At 59.7% G+C, this 24017-nt stretch carries 24 protein-coding genes; 7 read left to right on the top strand and 17 right to left on the bottom strand.

Annotated elements, in window-relative coordinates; translation table 11 throughout:
• Nucleotides 1–33 precede the first annotated feature (33 nt).
• The 6 genes from HFK74_RS01955 to HFK74_RS01930 form a co-directional block, all read right to left on the bottom strand.
• Nucleotides 34–1386, bottom strand: coding sequence for a hypothetical protein (locus tag HFK74_RS01955; protein ID WP_180202134.1), 1353 nt, complete (start codon nt 1384–1386; stop codon nt 34–36).
• A gap of 161 nt (nt 1387–1547) precedes the next feature.
• A complete protein-coding gene (locus HFK74_RS01950; RefSeq protein ID WP_180202133.1) occupies nt 1548–1931 on the bottom strand; it encodes a helicase in 384 nt (127 codons plus the stop codon).
• Between the two features lie 147 nt (nt 1932–2078).
• Nucleotides 2079–2453 (bottom strand): DUF6124 family protein, encoded by a 375-nt coding sequence (locus tag HFK74_RS01945; protein ID WP_180202132.1) that lies wholly within the window; start codon nt 2451–2453, stop codon nt 2079–2081.
• 350 nt (nt 2454–2803) lie between these two features.
• Nucleotides 2804–3079: an HU family DNA-binding protein gene (locus HFK74_RS01940; protein WP_003213368.1), complete on the bottom strand. Its 276-nt coding sequence runs from the start codon at nt 3077–3079 to the stop codon at nt 2804–2806.
• 194 nt (nt 3080–3273) lie between these two features.
• A complete protein-coding gene (locus HFK74_RS01935; protein ID WP_180202131.1) occupies nt 3274–4422 on the bottom strand; it encodes an NAD(P)/FAD-dependent oxidoreductase in 1149 nt (382 codons plus the stop codon).
• 18 nt (nt 4423–4440) lie between these two features.
• Nucleotides 4441–4611 (bottom strand): rubredoxin, encoded by a 171-nt coding sequence (locus tag HFK74_RS01930; RefSeq protein ID WP_007995385.1) that lies wholly within the window; start codon nt 4609–4611, stop codon nt 4441–4443.
• Between the two features lie 201 nt (nt 4612–4812).
• On the opposite strand from HFK74_RS01930, the gene HFK74_RS01925 reads away from it, so the two are divergent.
• Nucleotides 4813–5376, top strand: a complete 564-nt coding sequence (locus HFK74_RS01925; protein WP_180202130.1) for a chorismate lyase — start codon at nt 4813–4815, stop codon at nt 5374–5376.
• Nucleotides 5376–6266 carry a 4-hydroxybenzoate octaprenyltransferase gene (gene ubiA / locus HFK74_RS01920; protein ID WP_180202129.1) on the top strand — a complete coding sequence of 297 codons (891 nt, stop codon included), beginning with the start codon at nt 5376–5378 and terminating at the stop codon, nt 6264–6266. Before HFK74_RS01925 ends, ubiA begins: the two co-directional genes overlap by 1 nt.
• Nucleotides 6267–6314: 48 nt before the next feature.
• On the opposite strand, the gene HFK74_RS01915 is transcribed toward ubiA, so the two are convergent.
• Nucleotides 6315–6701 (bottom strand): hypothetical protein, encoded by a 387-nt coding sequence (locus HFK74_RS01915; protein WP_180202128.1) that lies wholly within the window; start codon nt 6699–6701, stop codon nt 6315–6317.
• 152 nt (nt 6702–6853) lie between these two features.
• Here HFK74_RS01915 and phoB point away from each other — a divergent pair, with 152 nt between their 5' ends.
• The 3 genes from phoB (at nt 6854) to HFK74_RS01900 (ending at nt 10375) form a co-directional block, all read left to right on the top strand.
• Nucleotides 6854–7543 carry a phosphate regulon transcriptional regulator PhoB gene (phoB, locus tag HFK74_RS01910; RefSeq protein ID WP_008064504.1) on the top strand — a complete coding sequence of 230 codons (690 nt, stop codon included), beginning with the start codon at nt 6854–6856 and terminating at the stop codon, nt 7541–7543.
• Between the two features lie 81 nt (nt 7544–7624).
• The gene (gene phoR, locus HFK74_RS01905) at nt 7625–8911 is read left to right on the top strand and encodes a phosphate regulon sensor histidine kinase PhoR (RefSeq protein WP_218953535.1); all 1287 of its coding nucleotides are present in this window, start codon (nt 7625–7627) and stop codon (nt 8909–8911) included.
• A gap of 123 nt (nt 8912–9034) precedes the next feature.
• Nucleotides 9035–10375 (top strand): hemolysin family protein, encoded by a 1341-nt coding sequence (locus tag HFK74_RS01900; protein WP_180202126.1) that lies wholly within the window; start codon nt 9035–9037, stop codon nt 10373–10375.
• Nucleotides 10376–10536: 161 nt separating this feature from the next.
• Here the strand turns inward: HFK74_RS01900 and HFK74_RS01895 are convergent, their stop codons facing one another.
• The 8 genes from HFK74_RS01895 to HFK74_RS01860 all read right to left on the bottom strand — a co-directional run bounded on the left by HFK74_RS01895 (nt 10537) and on the right by HFK74_RS01860 (nt 21277).
• The gene (locus HFK74_RS01895) at nt 10537–11433 is read right to left on the bottom strand and encodes a M23 family metallopeptidase (RefSeq protein WP_180202125.1); all 897 of its coding nucleotides are present in this window, start codon (nt 11431–11433) and stop codon (nt 10537–10539) included.
• Between the two features lie 197 nt (nt 11434–11630).
• Nucleotides 11631–12524 (bottom strand): response regulator, encoded by an 894-nt coding sequence (locus HFK74_RS01890; RefSeq protein ID WP_180202124.1) that lies wholly within the window; start codon nt 12522–12524, stop codon nt 11631–11633.
• Nucleotides 12525–12693: 169 nt separating this feature from the next.
• Nucleotides 12694–13455: a phosphate signaling complex protein PhoU gene (gene phoU / locus HFK74_RS01885; RefSeq protein ID WP_053163921.1), complete on the bottom strand. Its 762-nt coding sequence runs from the start codon at nt 13453–13455 to the stop codon at nt 12694–12696.
• 72 nt (nt 13456–13527) lie between these two features.
• Complete coding sequence (gene pstB / locus HFK74_RS01880; RefSeq protein WP_008064516.1) at nt 13528–14361, bottom strand: phosphate ABC transporter ATP-binding protein PstB; 834 nt, start codon at nt 14359–14361, stop codon at nt 13528–13530.
• A gap of 180 nt (nt 14362–14541) precedes the next feature.
• The gene (gene pstA / locus HFK74_RS01875) at nt 14542–16212 is read right to left on the bottom strand and encodes a phosphate ABC transporter permease PstA (RefSeq protein WP_180202123.1); all 1671 of its coding nucleotides are present in this window, start codon (nt 16210–16212) and stop codon (nt 14542–14544) included.
• A gap of 15 nt (nt 16213–16227) precedes the next feature.
• A complete protein-coding gene (locus tag HFK74_RS01870) occupies nt 16228–18510 on the bottom strand; it encodes an ABC transporter permease subunit (protein ID WP_180202122.1) in 2283 nt (760 codons plus the stop codon).
• A gap of 235 nt (nt 18511–18745) precedes the next feature.
• Nucleotides 18746–19747, bottom strand: a complete 1002-nt coding sequence (locus tag HFK74_RS01865; RefSeq protein WP_180202121.1) for a phosphate ABC transporter substrate-binding protein PstS — start codon at nt 19745–19747, stop codon at nt 18746–18748.
• A 231-nt stretch (nt 19748–19978) separates the two neighbouring features.
• A complete protein-coding gene (locus HFK74_RS01860; protein WP_008064528.1) occupies nt 19979–21277 on the bottom strand; it encodes an MFS transporter in 1299 nt (432 codons plus the stop codon).
• Nucleotides 21278–21639: 362 nt separating this feature from the next.
• Here HFK74_RS01860 and HFK74_RS01855 point away from each other — a divergent pair, with 362 nt between their 5' ends.
• Both HFK74_RS01855 and HFK74_RS01850 read left to right on the top strand, forming a co-directional pair.
• Nucleotides 21640–22044 (top strand): acyl-CoA thioesterase, encoded by a 405-nt coding sequence (locus tag HFK74_RS01855; protein WP_007896491.1) that lies wholly within the window; start codon nt 21640–21642, stop codon nt 22042–22044.
• Nucleotides 22045–22117: 73 nt separating this feature from the next.
• Nucleotides 22118–23017, top strand: a complete 900-nt coding sequence (locus HFK74_RS01850) for a D-hexose-6-phosphate mutarotase (protein ID WP_180202120.1) — start codon at nt 22118–22120, stop codon at nt 23015–23017.
• 115 nt (nt 23018–23132) lie between these two features.
• Here HFK74_RS01850 and HFK74_RS01845 read toward each other — a convergent pair whose 3' ends face one another.
• Both HFK74_RS01845 and HFK74_RS01840 read right to left on the bottom strand, forming a co-directional pair.
• Nucleotides 23133–23669 (bottom strand): DUF3299 domain-containing protein, encoded by a 537-nt coding sequence (locus tag HFK74_RS01845; RefSeq protein ID WP_180202119.1) that lies wholly within the window; start codon nt 23667–23669, stop codon nt 23133–23135.
• 83 nt (nt 23670–23752) lie between these two features.
• The gene (locus tag HFK74_RS01840; RefSeq protein WP_008064532.1) at nt 23753–23998 is read right to left on the bottom strand and encodes a GlsB/YeaQ/YmgE family stress response membrane protein; all 246 of its coding nucleotides are present in this window, start codon (nt 23996–23998) and stop codon (nt 23753–23755) included.
• Nucleotides 23999–24017 lie beyond the last annotated feature (19 nt).

Raw genomic sequence — 24017 nt, 5'->3', positions numbered from 1 at the left:
CCGCGATGAATTCAACCCGGACTATCTCTTCGCCTAAGCAAGATAGCGCAGCACCCAGCCGCCGGTAACATCAGGCCATGGCCCGACAATGTTGTACAGCGCACCGCAAACTACGATCCTGCCGTCCTCCATCACCGTCATGTCCAGAGTCGACTCATAGCCTTCATCGTCATTGAAAATGGCGAAACCTTTTCCCTCATTGAACGTCGGGTCCAGAGAACCATCAGCAACAAGTCGCGCTGTTATTGCTGTGAGAATTTCTGTCGGATAGCCATTGCCAGTGCCTCCGGCAACCACGATTGATCCGCTTGTCGCCCATGCACAGCGATACCATGCCGATCCATCAGGCGTCAGCGCGCTGTACAACGGTTTCCCGCGGTTGAACACAAGATTGTAAGAGCCACTGGTATTGAGAACCACAATCAAACCCTGGTGTGACTCTCCAATCCCGGGTTGCACATAACCGGCCACCAAAATGGCGCCATCACTTTTTCGCACCGTAACGGAGTTAAATCCAATCTGGGTTGTATTAGAAATGGTAACGGTGCGACCTGAGTTAAACCCGGGATCCAGCCTACCTTGAGTGTCTAAACGCGTTACAAAGGCTCCGCGATCATCTCGGCCGTTGTTAAATTGCCCACAAACCAACAAATGCCCGTCCGCTTGCACCGCGACGGCTGCGGCGGTATTCGATTCATGTGCAACATCTGCAAGTTCGACTATTGCAAACCCGGTACCGTTGAAAGTCAGATCCCGTGAACCATCTAGGTTACGGCGCAACACAATGCCTTTTCGTTTGCCAGCATTGTCCGAGCCATAGGTGAGCAGAACAAACTTGCCGTCTGCCTGCTCAACCAAAGACGGTAAGGTGGGGCGAGAAGCCTGGTTGGCAGAATAGGAATTTTTTTCGATAATTTGCTGCATTGGATCGTGGTTGGAGTTACCAAACTCATTGTTGGGGATATGGAGAATACCCGTACCATTTAATGAGGTATCCAGCTGACCATTCGGGAGCTGACGAACAATTAGCATGCCCGAGACAGTTGCCAACGTGGCGCTACCGAAAATCAACCATCCACCATTCGTGGCTGCACTGATCCCGAATATCTTGAGCTCTTCATATTGTTCAAGATCGACATGAACAAACCCTTGTTTCTTATCATCGAAGTCCTTGTCGAGTGAAGCGTCCTCATTCAACCGAGCCACCGCAAACCCAGCTCCCTGCCCCAATAACGGGATAACAACGATTAGCTTACCTGCAGCCAAGGTAAGTACGGCAGACGCTTGAAACCCGGATATCGCAGGGTGCGGCAATCTCAGGATGCCATTTCCATTAAAAATCGGATCGAGCGCACCCGCCGTAGATTCTACATTCGTTTGATTCATGATCTTGCTCCTTCACGGGCTATCGAGGTCCGCCATGGACCTCTGCACCAATGAAGCGCTAATCAATATTGTTAAGATACTGTCAACAATGACAGTTCATGTTTCCTTTTGAGACATTTCAATGTGCACTAAATGAATCCCTGCAGGCGACCTGAAAGACCTTAAGCCTTAGGCTTGACCTTCTTCGGCTTCAAATACTTGGTCAGCCCCTGGAACCAGATCACCAGCGCCGGGTTGCCCTTGATCTGGATCGACTTGTCCTGAATCCCCGTCATGAACGCCAACTGCTTGTTCTTCGCCTGCATGGTGGCAAAGCCATAGCCGGCATCCTTGAAGGCAATCGCAAACGCCGGCTCAGCGTGGACACCTGCCTTGCTGGTTATGCGCTGATCCTTCACTCGGAAGTGCCGCGCTACTTTCCCGTCCAGGGTCTGCAGCTGAAACACCAGTTCCTTGTCACCCAGCTGCTGCTGAAACGCCGGATTGGTCCGACTGGCCTTACCCATCAACAAACCCAGCATCCACAGCAGAAAACGAAATTTCATGCGCAAGCCTCAAAAGAAAAATGAACGGCCGGCGCAGTGTAGCGATTAAATTCCAGAACGCCACCTTCGAGTTACGTTAGGAGGAGATGCCAGGTTTTTTGACGCCGATGACTACCAAGTCACTGACGTAAGCCGCCTCTTGCCGAGTCAGGCAGGGTGCGTCGGGGCGACGTTATCCAGCACCCGATTCACCGCCAGCTCTCCGAGCATGATCACCTGCTGAAGCGCCAGCATCGTACTGCGGTGCGCCCCTTCGAGCATCGCGGCGATTTCACTCGCCATCACATTGGCCGACGCCAACGACTCACAGGCGTGGGCCAATAGCGTCTCGTTGTCGATGTCTGGCGCCACGACAAAGATCGTGCTGGGTGGATGAGCCCCGCTCATGACCAGGGCATTGGGCTTGAGGTAATGGTCCAGGGCGCGAGTGGCAGCATGGTGCAACTTTCTTGAAGTCGCGGACATGTAGGGGGTAGTGCTTTCGGCCGCTGATCCGCCGGGCAATTCGTTGACCTTGGGCATGGTGCATCTCCGAGGAATATTGGGAGTGACCACGCTAACCGTCGCGCTTCCGAAGGCCAACCTTAAAAAAGCGTCGGATGCTTCCTCGATTTTGTAAGGGATTTCATCATTTTCGAGTTGTGTTTAATGATTCAAAACTTGCCGTTTGGAGGCATCGGAGCTTTCGAAGGTTCGGACCGAGTCCAGACGATCTTTCGCTCCTCCGCCCCACAACGCTGTCGGACATTTCCCACAAAACACCGGGTTATGGATGACCCCCTTGGAGTTAAAGTCCATACCAAAAAAATGGGCACCCAACCCGGTTGGCGTGCCCATTTTTTATTGCGCAACCCCGCGACGGGGAATGCGAATTACGGATTAACACTGTCCTTCAACGATTTACCCGGCTTGAACGCAACAGTGTTGCTGGCCTTGATTTTGACGGGCTCACCGGTTTGCGGGTTTTTGCCGGTGCGGGCACCGCGGTGGCGTTGCAGGAAGGTGCCGAAACCTACCAGCGTCACGCTGTCTTTGCGGTGCAGGGCGCCGGTGATTTCTTCGAGAACGGCGTTGAGGACGCGGTTGGCCTGCTCTTTGGTGAGATCTGCTTTTTCAGCAATAGCTGCGGCGAGTTCTGGTTTGCGCATATTAGTGAAGCCCCTTTGACGGTTTTTTGTTGTTATGTCCGTGCCGCTCTCTGTGGAGCAGCGCCCAAAGCGCCGCAGGTGCTCTACTCTGCGGCCGACGGGAGTGAGGATGGCACGCAGCGAGGAGCCGCGCCAGTGTCGGCGCGGCCAATGTTTGGGCAAAAGGGGGGTGATTCCGACAGAACGACCGGTATTTACGCCAGCAGTGCCGGAAGCTCTTTGTTGAGGGCCAGTTTTTCCATCACGGCCGCGCCTGTCAGGGCATAACCGAGCAATTTGCCGCTGTTATCGCGGCATAAAACCTTGATGTCGGCACCCTGCCCTTCGACGGTCCAGACGCCCTCCGCACCCCGTGGCGGCGGGGATACCACCAATGGACACACCGGGGTTTTGACGGTGATTGGCATCGGGCCATAGTTGACCACCGTCGGGTTGCCGGCGAGGGTCTGCGCCAGCGCCCTCGCACAGCTCATCAGGGGCATCACGTACAACAGATTCAGCCCATCGACCTCGGCACAGTCGCCCAGGGCGTAGATGTTGGCGTGGGACGTTTGCAGGTGACGGTCGACGACTACGCCGCGATTGACTTGCAGGCCGGCAGCAGCAGCCAGGTCGATGCGCGGACGCAGGCCAATGGCCGACACCACCACGTCGCACGGGATCACCTGGCCATCGGAAAGATGGGCTTCCAGGCCGTCAGCAACCCGCTGCAGGCGATTGAGCACCGGGCCGAGGTGGAAGCGCGCACCCAGGCTTTCAAGGCCGGCCTGGACCGCTGCGGCCGCCGCCGGGTGCAACAGGGTCGGCATGACCTGCTCGCACGGTGCAACCAGTTGCACCTCGTAGCCGCCCAGGGTCAAGTCGTTGGCGAATTCGCAGCCGATCAGGCCGGCGCCCAATAACAGGACCCGACGCTTGCCGGCCGCTGCCGCGCGAAAGCGTGCGTAGTCTTCCAGGTCGTTGATCGGGAACACGCAATCCGCCGCGTCGCCTTCGATGGGTACGCGTACGGTTTCGGCACCCCAAGCCAGAATCAAGTCACGGTAAATGACCGATTCTTCGCCGATCCACAGGCGCTTGTGGCCCGGGTCGATGCCGCTGATGCGGGTATGGGTACGCACTTCGGCCTTCAACTGCTCGGCCATCGCGCCCGGTTCGGCCATGCTCAGGCCGTCGGCATCCTTGTTCTTGCCGAAACCGGTGGAGAGCATCGGCTTGGAGTAGGAGCGCCCGTCATCGGCGGTAATCAGCAGGAGCGGGGTTTCGCTGTCGAGTTTGCGAAACTCGCGAGCCACGTTGTAGCCCGCCAGCCCGGTACCAACGATTACGACAGGTGCGTTCATTCCTTACTCCTTAGTTATTCAGGCGGCGATTTCGATCATTTCGAAATCCATTTTGCCCACACCGCAGTCCGGGCACAGCCAGTCTGCCGGGACGTCTTCCCAACGGGTGCCCGGTGCGATGCCGTCATCGGGCCAACCGTCGGCTTCGTTGTAGATCAGGCCGCAGACGATACATTGCCACTTTTTCATTCAGGTATTTCCTCGGGATTCAGGCTATTGCCGGCGCGGATGGTCGATGGTTACTGCGTTGCCATCCAGCTCAAAGCGTTTTTTTACTGATCGGGCCCAACAGATGCAAGCCTGTTCGGCGCAATGGGCTGCCGGGTCAATCAAAATTCGTGGCGCACATGGTAAGCTCGCGACCTCCTTTGCTGCCAATAATGACTCATTGTGCAACACACAGAATCCCCCTGCCCGCCGCCAATCTGGCTCGTTCAAAGCCAACTGACGCCTCTACCCGACACGTCTATCCTCGACTGGTTGTTCGATCATGGCTCGCTGACCAGACGCCTTATTCACCTGACGAATGATGCGTTCAGCGTCACGCCGTTGTTCGAAGGCTGGCAGACCCTGCGCACGGATGAATGCGCCGCGCTCGACCTGGCCGAAGGCAGTGAAGGCTGGGTGCGCGAGGTGTATTTGCGTGGTCACGGGCAAGCCCTGGTGTTTGCCCGCAGCGTCGCGGCACGCAGTGCATTGCAGGGCGACGGCTTGCACATGGATGAATTGGGCAGCCGTTCCCTGGGCGAGTTGCTGTTTTGCGATCACGCCTTCCAGCGCCGGGCCATCGAGGTTTGCCACTACCCGCAGGCGTGGCTGCCAAGTGAAGTGCGAGCGCCTGGGCTGTGGGCGCGCCGCTCGCGCTTCGACCGTGGCGCCTTGAGTGTGCTGGTGGCCGAGATTTTCCTGCCGACCCTGTGGAGTGCCGCCCGCGCCCATCCGGAGAATTGCTGATGTACCAGAGCCTGCTCAAGTCCTTGAACCGCTTGAATCCCCGGGCCAGGGATTTCATTCAGCTGACGCGCATGGACAAGCCGATCGGCATCTACCTGCTGCTGTGGCCGACGCTGTGGGCGCTGTGGATTGCTGGCAAGGGTTCGCCATCGCTGGCCAATATCGTGATTTTCGTCCTTGGCGTGGTGCTGACCCGCGCGGGCGGCTGCGTGATCAATGATTGGGCGGACCGAAAGGTCGACGGCCATGTGAAACGCACCGAACAGCGCCCGTTGCCGAGCGGCCGGATCAGCTCCAAAGAAGCGCTGGTGTTCTTTGCGCTGCTGATGGGCCTGAGTTTCCTGCTAGTGCTGTGCACCAATGCGGCAACGATCTGGCTGTCGTTCGGTGGTTTGGCCCTGGCCTTCACTTACCCATTCATGAAGCGCTACACCTATTACCCGCAAGTGGTGCTGGGCGCGGCGTTTTCCTGGGGCATGCCGATGGCCTTCACCGCTGAGACCGGCGAACTGCCGGCGGCGGCATGGCTGCTGTGGATCGCCAACCTGATGTGGACGGTGGGCTACGACACTTACTACGCGATGACCGACCGCGACGACGACTTGAAGATCGGTGTGAAATCCACGGCGATCCTGTTTGGCGAGGCGGACCGGGTGATCATCCTGACCCTGCAAGGGTTGGCGTTGGGTTGTCTGCTGCTGGCCGGGTCGAAATTCGAGCTCGGCGGCTGGTTCCATCTGGGGCTCGCGGTGGCGGCGGGCTGTTTTGCCTGGGAGTTCTGGTACACCCGCAGCAAGGACCGGATGCGCTGTTTCAAGGCGTTCCTGCACAACCACTGGGCCGGGATGGCGATTTTTGTCGGGATTGTGCTGGATTACGGGTTGCGCTAAAACGATGACTGCCCCGCAAAGCGGGGCAATCAAACCGGGCCGAATCCGTTACTTCTGCGATTCGTGAACGACGTGCCAGACGTCTTTCATTTTATCGCCCGTCATGTCTCCAGGCTTTTCATCTTTTACAAACGTATAAAGCGGCTTACCGTCGTAAGCGTATTGACTGGTGCCGTCATCACGCTTGATCACGCTCCACTTGCCTGTAGCCGTGGCACCCGCTGGCGCCATCATTGGTGGCCAGTTCTTGGCGCAATCACCATTACACATCGACTTGCCGCCTGAGTCCTTGTCGAATGTGTACAGGGTCATCCCCTTATGATCGACCATCATGCCGTCCTTCATCATCGCGGGGTCGGCGGCGAAAGCCATGGTCGGCAGCGTTAGCGCAGCAGTTACCAGCAAAGCCTTCCAGGATTGAGCAATGTGTTTCATGGAAACCTTCCGTTTGTGGTTGTCAGGATTCGGACTTAGAGCTTAGTCCAGGTTCATGACAATCGCCGGGCGACTAAAATACTGTCACACGACTGCAATAATTCCGTTATCTAATGCGGCGCAAGACAGTTAAATGACAAGAGGATTAAGGCATGGTTGGCAGGAGCATTCTGATCGTCGACGACGAAGCGCCCATTCGCGAAATGATCGCCGTTGCGTTGGAAATGGCCGGCTATGACTGCCTGGAGGCGGAGAACTCCCAGCAGGCCCACGCCATCATCGTCGACCGCAAGCCGGACCTGATCCTGCTCGACTGGATGCTGCCCGGCACGTCCGGCATCGAGCTGGCCCGCCGCCTCAAGCGCGACGAGCTGACCGGGGATATCCCGATCATCATGCTCACCGCCAAGGGCGAAGAGGACAACAAGATCCAGGGCCTGGAAGTCGGCGCCGATGACTACATCACCAAGCCCTTTTCCCCACGCGAGCTGGTTGCACGCCTTAAGGCCGTGCTACGCCGTGCCGGCCCTTCCGATGGCGAAGCGCCGATTGAAGTCGGCGGCCTGCTGCTGGACCCGATTGGCCACCGCGTGACCATCGACGGCAAACCGGCGGAAATGGGACCCACTGAATACCGTCTGCTGCAGTTCTTCATGACCCACCAGGAACGCGCCTACACGCGTGGCCAGTTGCTGGATCAGGTCTGGGGCGGCAATGTGTATGTCGAGGAACGCACCGTGGACGTGCACATCCGGCGCCTGCGCAAAGCCCTCGGCGATGCCTACGAAAACCTGGTACAAACCGTGCGCGGCACCGGTTACCGCTTTTCCACAAAAGCCTGACCCGGATTTCCCCCGTTTTAGAAGTAGACAAGGACGCGCTTTCAAGTGAACCAAAACTGGCATGGCACCCTGATTCGCCACATGCTGCTGCTGGTCACCGCCTGCCTGGTGATCGGCCTGGTTACCGGCTACTACGGCTGGAGCCTCGCCGCGGGACTCGGCGTTTACCTGGTCTGGACCCTCAAGCAACTGCTGCGCCTGCACGAATGGCTGCGCCTGCACAAACCCGATGAGGCGCCACCCGATGGCTATGGCCTGTGGGGCGAAGTGTTCGACAACATCTACCATCTGCAACGTCGCGACCAACGCGTTCGCGGGCGCCTGCAAGCGGTCATCGACCGGGTCCAGGAATCCACCGCGGCCTTGAAAGACGCGGTGGTCATGCTCGACAGCGACGGCAACCTGGAATGGTGGAACCGCGCTGCCGAGACCCTGCTGGGCCTCAAGACGCCGCAGGACAGCGGCCAGCCGGTGACCAACCTGGTACGCCACCCGCGCTTCAAGGAATATTTCGAACAGGACAGCTACGCCGAACCGCTGGAAATCCCCTCACCGACCAACGACCGGATGCGCATCCAGCTGTACATCACCCGCTACGGCAACAATGAGCACCTGATGCTGGTGCGCGACGTGACGCGTATCCATCAGCTGGAGCAGATGCGCAAAGACTTCATCGCCAACGTCTCCCACGAGCTGCGCACGCCGTTGACGGTGATCTGCGGCTATCTGGAAACGCTGCTCGATAACGTCGAGGAAGTGAACCCGCGCTGGACCCGTGCCCTGCAGCAAATGCAGCAGCAAGGCGGGCGCATGCAGACCTTGCTCAACGACCTGCTGTTGCTGGCCAAGCTGGAAGCCACCGATTACCCGTCGGACAACCAACCGGTGGCCATCGACGGCTTGCTGCAATCGATCAAGGGTGACGCGCAACAGCTGTCCGGCCAGAAAAACCAGAAAATCACCTTGGAAGCTGATCCGACGATCCTGCTCAAGGGCAGTGAAGCGGAGCTGCGCAGCGCGTTTTCCAACCTGGTGTTCAACGCAGTGAAATACACCCAGGCCGAAGGCAACATCCGCATTCGCTGGTGGGGTGACGAACAAGGCGCGCACCTGAGCGTGCAGGATTCCGGGATCGGCATCGACAGCAAACACCTGCCGCGCCTGACCGAACGCTTCTACCGCGTCGACTCCAGCCGCAACTCCAATACCGGCGGCACCGGGCTGGGCCTGGCGATCGTCAAACACGTGCTGTTGCGTCACCGCGCGCGGATGGAAATCAGCAGCGTGCCAGGGCACGGCAGCACCTTTACCTGCCATTTCGCCCCGGCCCAGGTCAGCAAATCCCGGGTGATCAGCACCGCCGACTGATACCGGCCAGCACACGCCACTAGGCAATCGCCCGGTCAGCCGCTACATTGGCTGACTTGTGCCTGCCTTTCAGGCGCACTTTTTTCTTTCCTTTCGATTACACGGAACCCGCAAAACTCCATCATGGACCCTTCCCCTGGCTTGACCCTCGCAACAATATTCGCCGACTTCGGCATGATCCTTTTTGCTCTGATCCTGGTATTGCTCAACGGCTTTTTCGTTGCGGCGGAATTCGCCATGGTCAAATTGCGCTCGACCCGGGTCGAAGCCATCGCTGAGCAGCACGGCTGGCGCGGGCACATCCTGCGCACCGTGCACAGTCAGCTCGATGCCTACCTGTCGGCGTGCCAATTGGGTATCACCCTCGCCTCGCTGGGCCTGGGCTGGGTCGGTGAACCGGCATTCGCGCACCTTCTGGCCCCCGTGCTGAGTGCCGTGGGCGTCGATTCGGCCGAAGTGGTCAAGGCCGTGTCGTTCTTCACCGCGTTCTTCATCATTTCGTACCTGCACATCGTGGTCGGCGAGCTCGCCCCGAAATCCTGGGCCATCCGCAAACCCGAACTGCTGTCGCTGTGGACCGCCGTGCCGCTGTACCTGTTCTACTGGGCCATGTACCCGGCCATTTACCTGCTCAACGCCAGCGCCAACCAGATCCTGCGCATCGCAGGGCAAGGCGAACCCGGCCCGCATCACGAGCATCATTACAGCCGCGAAGAGCTGAAACTGATCCTGCACTCCAGCCGTGGCCAGGACCCGAGCGACCAGGGCATGCGCGTACTGGCTTCGGCCGTGGAAATGGGCGAGCTGGAAGTGGTCGACTGGGCCAACTCCCGCGAAGACCTGGTGACCCTGGAGTTCAACGCGCCACTCAAGGAAATCCTGGCGATGTTCCGTCGCCACAAGTTCAGCCGCTACCCGGTGTACGACAGCGAGCGCAAGGAGTTCGTCGGCCTGCTGCACATCAAGGACCTGCTGCTTGAGCTGGCGGCCCTGGACCACATTCCCGAGTCGTTCAACCTGGCCGAACTGACCCGCCCGCTGGAGCGCGTGTCGCGGCACATGCCGTTGTCGCAGTTGCTGGAGCAGTTCCGCAAGGGCGGCTCGCACTTCGCCGTGGTCGAAGAGGCCGACGGCAACATCATCGGCTACCTGACCATGGAAGACGTGCTGGAAGTGCTGGTGGGCGATATCCAGGACGAACATCGCAAGGCCGAGCGCGGCATCCTCGCCTATCAGCCAGGCAAGCTGCTGGTACGGGGCGATACACCACTGTTCAAGGTCGAGCGCCTGCTGGGCATCGACCTGGACCACGTTGAAGCCGAAACCCTCGCAGGCTTGGTCTACGAAAGCCTCAAGCGCGTTCCTGAAGAGGAAGAAGTGCTGGAAGTCGAAGGCCTGCGCATCATCATCAAGAAGATGAAAGGGCCGAAGATTGTGTTGGCCAAGGTGTTGATGCTCGATTAATCAGAAGCCAGAGGGCTGTTGTGGCGAGGGGATTTATCCCCGTTAGACGGCGAAGCCGTCTCAAATCCTGCAAATATGGTGGACCTGATACTCCACAGAAAGCGGGGCCGCTCCGCAGCCCAACGGGGATAAATCCCCTCGCCACAATCTGTTCCTTACCTTCATTGTTTGCCCAACGCAAAGTTGGGCAACGCATTGACCGGCTGATTGAACTGGTACGGAATCGAGACCAGCCCCATCCCTGTATTGCGCTGCACCACGAAGTGCAGGTGTGGCCCGCTGCTGTTGCCGGTATTGCCCGACAGCGCCAACGGGCTACCCACTGCCACCCGCTGCCCCTCCCGAACGCTGACCGAGCCCTGTTTCAGGTGCAGGTACACGCCCATGGTCCCGTCATCGTGCAGCACCCGCACAAAATTGCCCGACGCGTCGGTACCACGCCCGCTCTGACTGTTCTCGGTTTTAATCACAACCCCGCCTCGCGCAGCAATGATCGGCGTGCCTTCGGGCATGGCGATGTCTATGGCATAGCGATTCTTCGGGCCGAAGTGGCTATATTGGCCATTGGCGCCCTGGCTGACCCGGAACGGCCCGCCACGCCAGGGCAACGGGTAGCGATAGGCCATGGAGGCGCCTGCGGGGTCGCCCAGGGAGTACTCAAACTTTGGGATGTAGGCAATCGGGCTCCCAGCCTTAGTCGCCGTGAGCTGCGCCAGGCGAATGCTGCTGCGCAACGGCATCACCCGGCGAATCGGTCGACTCGGCGCGCCGCTGACGTTCTTCAAACCGGCGAAACTCAACTCGATCTCTACCGGTGCGTACAGGTCATTGCGCACGTACACGCTGTCCACCCCGTCCTTCTTCGTGATGACGAGGTACACCTGCCGCTCAAGGCGCTCGTCCATGCGATCCTGGAAAGTGAACACCTTGGAGCCTGTCGTGGGGCGGTCACTGTAGGAGACCACGCCATTGACGTCGGTGGACTTGTAGATGGTCATGGCCACGGCCGCGGTCGAGGCTATGAACAGACCACAGAAAAACAGCAGGCGCGCGAGCATGGGCGGGATTCTGTCGAGTCAGGTTTGGGATTGAGCCTAGCAGCTGCAATGGACCCGGGTAGTCGGCAGATGTTCAGACAGATGTGCGGTGATTTCCAGGGCCTCTTCGCGGGCAAGCCTCGCTCCTACAGATAATATGCAATCCCTTGTAGGAGCGAGGCTTGCCCGCGAAGGCGGCCTGGCAGGCAAACCCGATTTTACGCGCCAGGAATGAAATGTTTCTGCGCAGTACCACGGGCAATCAGACGGGAGAGGTAGTCCAGTTTCTGCGCGTCCTGATCGACGAAACGGAAGGTCAGCTGCAGCCAGTCGCTGTCGGGCTTGGGCTCGTGGGCCACCACGGCGTGCAGGTAGCCATTGAGACGGGCCACTTCGGCACGCTCGCCCTGCTCCAGATCCAGTACGGCACTGTCGAGCACCTGCGGCAGGCTGTCGGTGCGCTTGACCACCAGCAGCGCTTCCTTGAGGCTCAGCGCCTTGATCACACACTGCTGGATACCATTGGGTAACCGCAGCTGACCTTGGCCACGCCCACCGCCAGCAGCCGCCACCGGGGCCTTGACCGGCGGGCTGTTGAGTAAGCCCGGGGACGGTGCAGCCGCCACTGGAGCGCTCACGACAGGCTTGTTGCCGGTCAATGCGTTCAGGGTGTCGTTGCCGAATGCCGAAACTGTCTTGGTCGCCGCTACGCTCATCAGGCTGTCGAGTTTGCCGACCTTGTGCAGCGCTTGCTTGACCTTGGTGATCAGCTGCTCGTTGGTGAACGGTTTGCTGACGTAGCCGGAAACGCCGGCCTGGATCGCCTGGACGACGTTCTCCTTGTCGCCGCGGCTGGTCACCATCACGAACGGCATGCCTTTGAGGCTGTCTTGCTCGCGGCACCAGGTCAGCAGTTCCAGGCCAGACATTTCCGGCATTTCCCAGTCGCACAGCACCAGGTCGAAGGCCTCCCTTGCCAGCAGCGACTGGGCCTTGCGGCCGTTGACCGCGTCTTCGATGCGCATGCCCGGGAAATAGTCGCGCAGGCATTTCTTCACCAGGTCACGAATGAACGAGGCATCGTCCACGACCAACACACTGACCTTACTCATCCATAACCCCTTTAAAAAATCCCGGCAAGCCTACCGCCTTGCTGATGGCACATTGCCAGAAACCTTCAGTCACGCCGGGACTTTTCGATCGCGGGGTGCTGCTTTTCGAATTCGTGGACCGCAAACGAAAACGCCCGGCCAATAGGCCGGGCGCTTTGATTGGGCAATCTTACTTATCGTCAGATTTGCCCGGAACATTAGCGGTTTCACCGCTGGTTCCTTCAACTTCTTCCTTCATGCGCTTGAGACCCAGGTGACGTACGTCGGTGCCGCGCACCAGGTAAATCACCAGCTCCGAGATATTGCGCGCGTGGTCGCCGATGCGCTCCAGCGAACGCAGTACCCAGATGATGCTCAAGACCCGCGAGATAGAGCGTGGGTCTTCCATCATGTAGGTCGCCAGCTCACGCAAGGCGGTCTTGTATTCGCGGTCGATGATCTTGTCGTACTGCGCCACCGACAACGCCAGGTCGGCGTCGAAACGGGCAAAGGCATCCAGGGCATCACGGACCATGTTGCGCACCTGGTCGCCGATGTGGCGGACCTCGACGTAACCGCGCGGCGCTTCGCCTTCTTCGCACAGCTGGATGGCGCGACGGGCGATCTTGGTCGCTTCGTCACCGATGCGCTCCAGGTCGATCACCGATTTGGAAATGCTGATGATCAGGCGCAAGTCGGACGCCGCCGGCTGACGACGGGCCAGGATGCGCAGGCATTCTTCGTCGATATTGCGTTCCATCTGGTTGATCTGGTCGTCGATCTCACGCACCTGCTGGGCCAGGCCGGAATCGGCCTCGATCAGCGCAGTGACCGCGTCGTTGACCTGCTTTTCCACCAGCCCGCCCATGGCCAGGAGGTGGCTGCGCACTTCCTCGAGCTCGGCGTTGAACTGCTGGGAAATGTGGTGGGTAAGGCCTTCTTTACTAATCATGTTGGCGTCCTTGGAGCGTCCGGTAAGGTGCGGTGGGCCGCAGCGTCAGTTCAGTGAGCAACCACAGCTTTCCTAGCCGTAACGACCGGTGATGTAGTCTTCGGTCTGCTTCTTCGCCGGATTGGTAAACAGGGTGTCGGTGTCGCCGAACTCCACCAGTTTGCCCATGTACATGAACGCCGTGTAGTCGGAAACCCGCGCGGCCTGCTGCATGTTGTGGGTCACGATGACGATGGTGAACTTGGATTTCAGTTCGTAGATCAGCTCTTCGACTTTCAGCGTCGAGATCGGGTCGAGTGCCGAGCACGGTTCGTCGAGCAGCAGCACTTCCGGTTCCACGGCGATGGTACGGGCAATCACCAGACGTTGCTGTTGACCACCGGACAGGCCCAGTGCCGACTCGTGCAGGCGGTCCTTGACCTCATCCCACAGTGCCGCGCCTTTCAACGCCCACTCGACGGCTTCGTCGAGCACACGCTTCTTGTTGATACCCTGGATGCGCAGGCCGTAGACCACGTTCTCGTAGATGGTTTTCGGGAACGGGTTCGGCTTCTGGAACACCATGCCGACACGACGGCGCAGCTCAGCCACGTCTTCGCCCTTGCGGTAGATGTTGTTGCCGTACAGGTTGATCGCGCCTTCGACACGGCAGCCATCCACCAGGTCGTTCATGCGGTTGAAGGTACGCAGCAGCGTGGACTTGCCGCAGCCGGACGGGCCGATGAAGGCGGTCACGCGCTGTTTCGGGATGTTCATGCTGACGTCGTACAGCGCTTGTTTGTCGCCGTAGAACAGGCTCAGGCCAGGCACTTCGATGGCCACGGTTTCCTGCTCGAGGCTCAGGCTCTGTTTGTCGCGACCCAGGGCCGACATGTTGATGCCGTGGGTATGTGCTTCGTGCTGCATGGGAGGCTCCCTGTGCTAACAAATTCGGTTCGGTTGACCCCTGGCCTGGTGTTCAGGCCAGCGGCTTACTCAATCTCTGTCTGGCGCCGATCCCTTGTAGGAGCTGGCTTGCCAGCGAAGGCGTACTCACTGACGCCAAAAGCTTCGCTGGCAAGCCAGCTCCTACAGGGTCCGCGGTGATTAGCTATCCAGCGCCTTGTACTTCTCGCGCAGGTGGTTGCGGATATAGACGGCCGACAGGTTCAACGTCGCGATCACCAGCACCAGCAACAGCGCCGTGGCATATACCAACGGCCGCGCGGCCTCGACGTTCGGGCTTTGGAAGCCCACGTCATAGATGTGGAAGCCCAGGTGCATGATCTTCTGGTCCAGGTGCAGGTACGGGTAGTTACCGTCCACCGGCAGCGACGGCGCCAGCTTCACCACACCCACCAGCATCAGCGGCGCCACTTCACCGGCGGCGCGGGCCACGGCGAGGATCATGCCGGTCATCATCGCCGGGCTGGCCATCGGCAGTACGATTTTCCACAGGGTTTCGGCCTTGGTCGCGCCGAGGGCCAACGAGCCTTCACGCACGGTGCGAGGAATCCGCGCCAAGCCTTCTTCGGTGGCCACGATCACCACCGGCACCGCCAGCAGCGCCAGGGTCAACGATGCCCACAGCAGGCCCGGCGTGCCGAAGGTTGGCGCCGGCAAGGCTTCAGGGAAGAACAGACGGTCGAGCGAGCCACCCAGCACATAGACGAAGAAGCCCAGGCCGAACACGCCGTAGACGATGGCCGGAACGCCCGCCAGGTTGTTCACCGCGATGCGGATCACCCGGGTCAGGGTGTTCTGCTTGGCGTATTCACGCAGGTACACCGCAGCCAGGACGCCGAACGGGGTCACGATCATCGCCATGATCAACGTCATCATCACGGTGCCGAAGATCGCCGGGAAAATCCCGCCTTCGGTGTTCGCTTCACGCGGGTCGTCGCTCAGGAATTCCCAGACCTTGCTGAAGTAGAAACCGATCTTGGTGAAGGTGCCCATGGCGTTCGGCTGGTAGGCGTGAACCACTTTACCCAGGCCAATTTCGATTTCCTTGCCGTTGGCATCGCGGGCAGTGAGGCTGTCGCGGTTGAACTGCGCGTGCAGATCACCCAGGCGTGCTTCAACGTCCTGATAACGGGCATTGAGCTCGGCACGCTCGGATTCCATGTCCGCTTGCGCGGCGGCGTCGAGCTTGCCGTCCAGTTCCAGCTTGCGGCCGTGCAGGCGGATGCGTTCGAGACCGGCGTTGATCGCGCCGATGTCGACTTTTTCCAGGGTCTTGAGCTGGCCAGCCAGCTGATTCACGCGCTCGATCCGCGCCTGCAGCTCAGGCCATGCGGCCTCGCCTTCGGCAATGACCTTACCGTCCTGTTTGACGTTGACCAGGTAGCCGTAGAAGTTGCCCCACTCGCGGCGTTCCAGCGCCATCAGTTCGACTGGTGTCTTCTGGTTAGTTAGCCACTCGCCGACGATCCACGTGAAATCGGTGCCGTTCAGGTCACGGTTGCCGACCTTGATCAGCTCGCGGGTCATGAACTCCGGGCCTTCGTCAGGCACCGGCAGGCCGGCACTCTTCAGGCGCGCACGCGGCACTTCTTCCTTCTGCACCACTTCGCCAACGACCAGGTGATTGGCCTGGCCCGGCACGTCGTAGCTGGCGTGGATCAGATCCGCCGGCCAGAAGTGACCCAGGCCACGCACGGCAATCACCGCCAGCAGGCCAATGGTCATGATGACCGCGATGGACACCGCGCCACCGCTGATCCAGACGCCCGGGGCGCCGCTCTTGAACCATCCTTTCAGGGAGTTCTGTTTCACAGACTTCTACCTTTCTTAAAGCGACGAGTATTTCTTGCGCAGACGCTGACGAATCAGTTCCGCGAGGGTGTTCATGATGAAGGTGAACAGCAGCAGCACCAGCGCCGAGAGGAACAGCACGCGATAGTGGCTGCCGCCGACTTCCGACTCCGGCATTTCCACCGCGACGTTGGCGGCCAGGGTGCGCAGGCCTTCGAACAGGTTCATTTCCATGACCGGGGTGTTACCGGTGGCCATCAACACGATCATGGTTTCACCCACCGCACGACCCATGCCGATCATCAGCGCCGAGAAGATGCCCGGGCTGGCGGTCAGGATTACCACGCGGGTCATGGTCTGCCACGGCGTGGCACCGAGGGCCAGGGAACCCAGGGTCAGGCCACGCGGCACGCTGAACACGGCGTCTTCGGCAATGGAGTAGATGTTCGGGATCACCGCGAAGCCCATGGCCAGGCCGACCACCAGGGCATTGCGCTGGTCGTAGGTGATGCCCAGGTCGTGGGAGATCCACATGCGCATGTCGCCGCCGAAGAACCAGTTCTCCATGTACGGGCTCATGTACAGCGACAGCCAGCCAACGAACAGGATCACCGGAATCAGCAGGGCACTTTCCCAGCCGTCAGGGACTTTCAGGCGAATTGATTCCGGCAGGCGGCTGAAGGTGAAACCGGCGACCAGGATGCCGACCGGCAGCAACATCAGCAGGCTGAAGATGCCTGGCAGATGCCCTTCCACATAAGGTGCGAGGAACAGGCCGGCGAAGAAACCGAGGATCACCGTCGGCATCGCTTCCATCAGCTCGATCACCGGCTTGACCTTGCGGCGCATGCCCGGGGCCATGAAGTACGCGGTGTAGATCGCGGCGGCGACGGCCAGGGGAGCGGCCAGCAGCATGGCGTAGAACGCGGCTTTCAGGGTACCGAAGGTCAGCGGCGACAGGCTCAGTTTCGGTTCGAAGTCGGTGTTGGCGGCGGTCGATTGCCAGACGTATTTAGGCTCGTCGTAGTTTTCGTACCAGACCTTGCTCCACAACGCGCTCCACGATACTTCCGGGTGCGGGTTGTCCAGCAGCAATGGTTGCAACTTGCCGCCGGCTTCGACGATCACGCGGTTGGCCCGTGGCGACAGACCGAACAGGCCCTGGCCCTCGACTACCTGGTCGACCAGCAAGGTACGGTGTGCGGTGCTGTGGAACACGCCAAGCTTGCCGGAGGCGTCGAGGGCGACGAAGCCCTTGCGGCGCTCTTCGGCGGTGATTTCAACGATCGGCGTGGTGCCCATCTGGAAAGTGCGGATCTGCTTCAGACGCTGCTCGCCATCCGGGTCGCGGGCCATGAACCACTGGGCCAGGCCACCTTTGGAGTCGCCGAGGATCAGCGAGATGCCACCCACCAGTTGCGTACTGGCGGTGATTTGAGCTTCGCCATCTTCCAGTAGTTTGTAGCGACCGTTGAGGCTCTTGTCGCGCAGGCTGAAGACGTCGGCCTGGGCGCGACCGTTGATCACGTACAACCACTGCTGACGCGGGTCGACGAAGATGTTCTTCACCGGCTCAGTCATCTGCGGCAGATCAATGCGCTTCTGCTCGTTGGTGATTTCGCCGGTCATCATGTTTTCTTCGCTGGTCAGCGACAAAACATTGAGTTGCGAACCGGTGGCGCCCACCAGCATCAGGGTCGAATCGTTGGCGTTGAGGCTGACGTGTTCAAGCGCACCGCCCGACTCGTTCAACGTGATCGGGGATTCGCCATACGGGTATTCAATGGCCGGCGAGATGGTCTTCTTGCCGTCCGGGTAGCTGACTTTGTAGGTGTGACGGAACACCATGGCCTGGCCGTTGGACAAGCCCACCGCCACCAGCGGTTGACCTGGCTGGTCGTCACCGATGGACGTCACGGTGGCACCGGCCGGGAGCGGCAGATCGACGCGCTTGAGTTCAGCGCCACTGTCGATATCGAAGAACAGCGCCTGGCCCTTGTCGGAAACCCGCATCGCGACCTGGTTCTGCTCTTCCAGGGAGATCATCAACGGCTTGCCGGCGTCTTGCATCCAGGCCGGCGTGATGGCGTCCCTGGACGTCAGGCTGGCACCCTGGAACAGGGGCGCAACGACGTAGGCGAGGAAGAAAAAGATCAGCGTGATCGCACCGAGAACGGCTAGGCCGCCCACCAGGACGTACCAGCGGGTCAGGCGATCCTTGAGCGCGCGGATGCGGCGCTTGCGTTGTAGCTCAGGCGTATTGAAATCAATTCGCTTGGGGGGATTTGTAGTCATTGTGGAATTGGCCAGATCATTCATTCGCACACCCTAGCGATCCTGTATGACAGAAAGATGACAGTGCAGTGACGCAACAAATCCGCCACCCGGTGAAACCGGCAGCGGAGCGAGAATTTGGGGGGTTGTAGGAGCGAGCTTGCTCGCGAAGGCGTCATTACATTCACCATCAATGCTGAATGAACCACCGCTTTCGCGGGCAAGTCGGAACGCCGCCCGCTCACTCCTACAGATCCGGGGCTAGCCCCGGATCAGGGTTTTACTTTTTTGCGACTTCGGTACCGCCTTCTTGCAGACCCAGGTCAGCCAGTGCTTTTGCAGCAACCTTGGCTGGCAGTGGGATGTAGCCGTCTTTCACCACAACTTCCTGGCCCTGTTTCGACAGAACCAGCTTCACGAACTCGGCTTCCAGCGGGGCCAGAGGCTTGTTCGGGGCTTTGTTGACGTATACGTACAGGAAGCGCGACAGCGGGTACTTGCCGTTCAGGGCGTTTTCTTCGGTGTCTTCGATGAAGTCAGTGGAGCCTTTCTTGGCCAGGGCCACAGTCTTCACGCTAGCGGTCTTGTAGCCGATGCCCGAGTAACCGATGCCGTTCAGCGAGGAGCTGATCGACTGCACGACCGAAGCCGAACCTGGTTGTTCGTTGACGTTTGGCTTGAAGTCGCCTTTGCACAGGGCTTCTTCCTTGAAGTAGCCATAGGTGCCGGATACCGAGTTGCGACCGAACAGTTGCACCGGCTTGTTGGCCAGGTCGCCAGTCACGCCCAGGTCACCCCAGGTTTTCGCGTCGGTTTTAGCGCCGCACAGACGAGTGGACGAGAAGATCGCGTCGACTTGTTCCATGGTCAGGTGCTGGATCGGGTTGTCCTTGTGCACGAACACCGCCAGGGCGTCCACGGCAACCGGGATAGCGGTTGGCTTGTAGCCGTACTTCTGCTCGAAGGCAGCCAGTTCGGTGTCCTTCATCTTGCGGCTCATCGGGCCCAGGTTGGAGGTGCCTTCAGTCAGCGCAGGTGGCGCTGTGGCGGAGCCAGCGGCCTGAATCTGGATGTTTACGTTCGGGTATTCTTTTTTGTAGTTCTCAGCCCAGAGGGTCATGAGGTTGGCAAGGGTATCGGAGCCGACGCTGGACAGGTTGCCCGACACACCGGTGGTCTTGGTGTAGCTCGGGATCGACGGGTCAACAGCGGCAACCGCGTTGGCAGTCGCAACGCCAGCAGCGACAAAAGTCATTGCCGCCATCAAACGCTTCAGTTTCATGCCTTACTCCTAGCAGATAGGGTGTGTTATTCGGGGCCAAGTATCAGCAGGCCGTGTGAACACTCTATGGCTGAAATATGACAATTGGATGAAAGGCCAGTATTCGAGTTTTTACTGGATGATTCATGGCGCTCCAATCGCCAGCAGGCTGGCTCCCACATTGGAATGCATTTCAATGTGGGAGCCAGCCTGCTGGCGATTGAGCCGGTACAGACGACAGGAAAGTCGAAATTAGCGACCCTTCTTCCAGAGATACCCACCCACCAAAATCCCGACCCCGCACAGCACCGCCACGTAATAGGCCGGCCCCATCGGGCTTTCCTTGAGCAGCAGGCTGACAATCATCGGCGTCAGGCCACCGAAAATCGCGTAGGCCACGTTGTACGAGAACGACAGGCCGCTGAAACGCACCACCGGCGGGAACGCCTTGACCATCACGTACGGTACCGCGCCGATGGTGCCCACCAGCAGACCGGTCAGGGCGTACAACGGGAACAGCCAGTCGGGATGGTCAGCCAGGCTGTGGTAGAAGGTCCAGGAACTGGCCAGCAACGCCGTGCAACCAACAACGAACACACGCCCCGCGCCAAAACGATCCGCCAAGGCGCCGGCAATGATGCAACCAATGCTCAGGAACACGATTGCCACACTGTTGGACTGCAACGCAGTGGTGGGCGCGAAGTGGTAGACCGTTTGCAGCACGGTCGGGGTCATCAGGATCAACACCACGATGGCGGCGGACAACAGCCAGGTCAGCAGCATCGAAATGGCAATCGCACCACGATGGTCACGCAGCACCGCGCGCAGCGGCACTTCTTCGGCCAAAGCCTTGCGCTGTTGCAGCTCGGCGAACACCGGGGTTTCGTGCAGCCAACGGCGCAGGTACACCGAGAACAGACCGAACACACCACCGAGCAGGAACGGGATCCGCCAGGCGTAATCCGCCACTTCAACCGGCGTGTAAACGCTGTTGATCGCCGTAGCGACCAGGGAACCCAGCAAGATCCCCGCCGTCAGGCCGCTGGTCAGGGTGCCGCAGGCATAGCCGACGTGCCGCTGCGGTACGTGCTCGGAAACGAAGACCCAGGCTCCCGGCACCTCACCGCCAATGGCCGCGCCCTGGATCACCCGCATCAGCAGCAACAGGATCGGGGCCCACATGCCGATCTGCGCATAGGTCGGCAACAGGCCCATGATCAGGGTCGGCACCGCCATCATGAAGATGCTCAGGGTAAACATCTTCTTGCGCCCCAGCAGGTCGCCGAAGTGCGCCATCACGATGCCGCCCAGTGGCCGCGCCAGGTAGCCGGCGGCGAAGATGCCGAAGGTCTGCATCAGGCGCAGCCACTCGGGCATGTCCGCCGGGAAGAACAGCTTGCCCACCACCGTGGCGAAGAACACGAAGATGATGAAGTCGTAGAATTCCAGCGCGCCGCCCAGGGCCGACAGCGATAGCGTCTTGTAATCGTTGCGGGTCAACGGACGTGCGGATTGGGAAGGCTGCGCGATACTCGAGGGCGCTGTGGTCATGGCAAGGCATCTCTTATAGTCAAATCTGCCGCCCCAACAACGCTGGCAAGGGCTCGGGCAGGACCGGCACGATAGCAAATTGTTCGAAAAAGCACATAGAGGTGCGTATTTGATGGTCAAAATGAGAACCGGATGGTCGTATCGGAGTCTACCGACCGATATACTCGCAATTAAGTAATAACTTGTAAGGGTTGCTGTGCGAAAACGCCTGTCAGGTTCATAGGCGATTTCGCAGAGTTTCCCTTTAGGCGCCTGACGAAAAACGTGACGAACGCTGTATGTTCGGGGATGAATCGTTTTTCCTGAAGACGGCTATTCACTGAAAGACACACGAAGAGTCACGGGTCAGAGGCACCCCCGGCATGATAGAGCTCGAACAAGAAGATCCGATCCCGCAAGGCGACCTGGCCCTGCAAATCACCGCGCTTCCTCGCGAAACCAATGGCTTTGGCGATATTTTCGGCGGCTGGCTGGTGGCGCAGATGGACTTGGCCGGTACTGCGATGGCCAGCAAGGTGGCGGGTGGTCGCGTGGCCACTGTCGCGATCGACCGCATGGCATTTCTGGTTCCGGTTGCAGTGGGCGCCCAGCTCTCCTTCTATACCCAGGCACTGGAAATCGGCCGCAGCTCGATCCAGATGATGGTCGAGGTCTGGAGCGACGACCCACTGTCGAGCGAATGGCGAAAAGTCACCGAAGCGGTGTTTGTGTTCGTTGCCATCGATGGCAGCGGCCGTACTCGTTCGGTTCCGCCCAGAGCACGTTAAATCCGGGCTGCGTTAAACCCGACAAGCGTTTTGCGGTCCATTGCAGTCATTGTTACTGATCGAGAGCTGTCCCATGAGCACGCCCAACGTTGAAGCCGTCAAACTGGATGAACTGAACTGCTGGCGCATCCGCCACGGCCAGGCCGAACTGCTGGTGGCCCAGCAAGGTGCGCACATCCTCAGCTATCAACTGGCTGGCCAGCCACCGCTGATCTGGCTCAACGACGAGGCCGTCTTCAAGGCGGGCAAAAGCATCCGCGCCGGCGTGCCGGTGTGCTGGCCGTGGTTCGGTAACCTGGCGCGCAACCCGCAGAGCGTCCAGGCGATGCGCATCAGCGACGAACCCGCCGCCGCTCACGGGCTGGTGCGGGCGATCGACTGGGAATTGGGCGGCATTGAGGCCGAGGGCGAAAGCCTGAAGATCGAGTTCCTCCTGCCCTGTCCCGAAGGTGGCTTGCCAGGCTGGCCGCACAAGGTCGGCCTGAAGTTGAGCATTCGCCTGGACGAGCAGCTGCATATCAGCCTGACCAGTCTCAACCAGGGTACCGACACCGTCACGATCAGCCAGGCGCTGCACAGCTATTTCGCGGTCAGCGATGTGCGCAATGTGCATGTCGAAGGGCTGGACGGCCTGAGCTATATCGAGACGCTGGACGACTGGAAAACCGTGCCCCAGTCCGGTGACTTGCACTTTACCGGCGAAACCGATCGCATCTACCTCGATACGCCGCCCCGGCTCAGCATTGTCGACCCGGCCTGGGAGCGGCGCATCGAACTGACCAGTACCGGTTCACGCTCGGCAGTGATCTGGAACCCGTGGACCGAGCGCGCCGCGACGTTCAGCGACATGGCCAACGATGGCTGGCAGCGCATGCTGTGCATTGAAACGGCGAATGTGATGGGTGATGTGGTGATGTTGGCGCCAGGTGCCAGTCATACCCTGGGCGTGAGCATCAGCAGCAAACCCCTGTAACACCACAACACCCATGTGGGAGCGAGCCTGCTCGCGAAGACGGCATGACAGTCAACAGAGATGTTGAATGTGATGGCCTATTCGCGAGCTGGCTCGCTCCCACAGGTTTGAGTTTCTACAAATCCGACTCCTGCACCACCCTCACCTTCGCCGCATCCAGCGCATACGCCGCATCCGCCAGGTCATTGCTGACCTTCTCGATCTTCAGCGTGCCGGTCACCCACAGCGGCGTGTAGATATCAGCCAGCTTCAAGCCCTTGGGATAACGCACCAGCACCAGTTGATTGGGTGGTGGCGGCGGTACATGGATGCAGGCCCCCGGGTATGGCACCAGGAAAAACAGCGTGCTGCGGCCCTTGGCATCGGACTCCAGGGGTACCGGATAACCACCGATACGGATGTCCTTGTCGTTCATCGACGCTACGGTCTTGGTTGAATACATCACCGCAGGCAACCCCTTGCTCTGCTTCATGCCACCTTTTTCAGTGAAGGTGCCATTGGCTTCCGGGGAGTCGTGGTCGATTTCGGGCATGGCCTCGAGGGCTTTCTGGTCCGACTTGGGCATCAGTTCGAGCCAGTCGGTTTCCGGCAGTTCGCCGGCATGGGCAAGGCCCGAACTCAGTAAAACAAGAGTCAGCAGAAGACGTCGCATGAAAATGCCCGGTAGGGTTAAGGAAATCGCCGAGCATTCTAGTCCTCCCGGACTGCACAGCCGAGAGGACTTTGTCGCTTGGATCAGTTCTTTTTGATCAGGCCGTAGATCACCAGCAAGATGACGGCGCCCACCAGTGCCCCGATGAAGCCTGCGCCTTCACCCGCTTGATAGAAACCCAGGGCCTGGCCGCCGTAAGTGGCTGCCAACGAACCGCCGATACCGAGCAGGATGGTCATGATCCAGCCCATGCTGTCATCGCCCGGTTTCAGGAACCGAGCCAGCAGGCCAACGATCAAGCCGATAAAGATGGTTCCGATAATTCCCATGGCATTTCCCTCTGAATGA

Source organism: Pseudomonas sp. SbOxS1 (assembly GCF_013416725.1).
Taxonomy (GTDB): domain Bacteria; phylum Pseudomonadota; class Gammaproteobacteria; order Pseudomonadales; family Pseudomonadaceae; genus Aquipseudomonas.
This window is presented reverse-complemented; position numbering and strand designations above follow the sequence as displayed.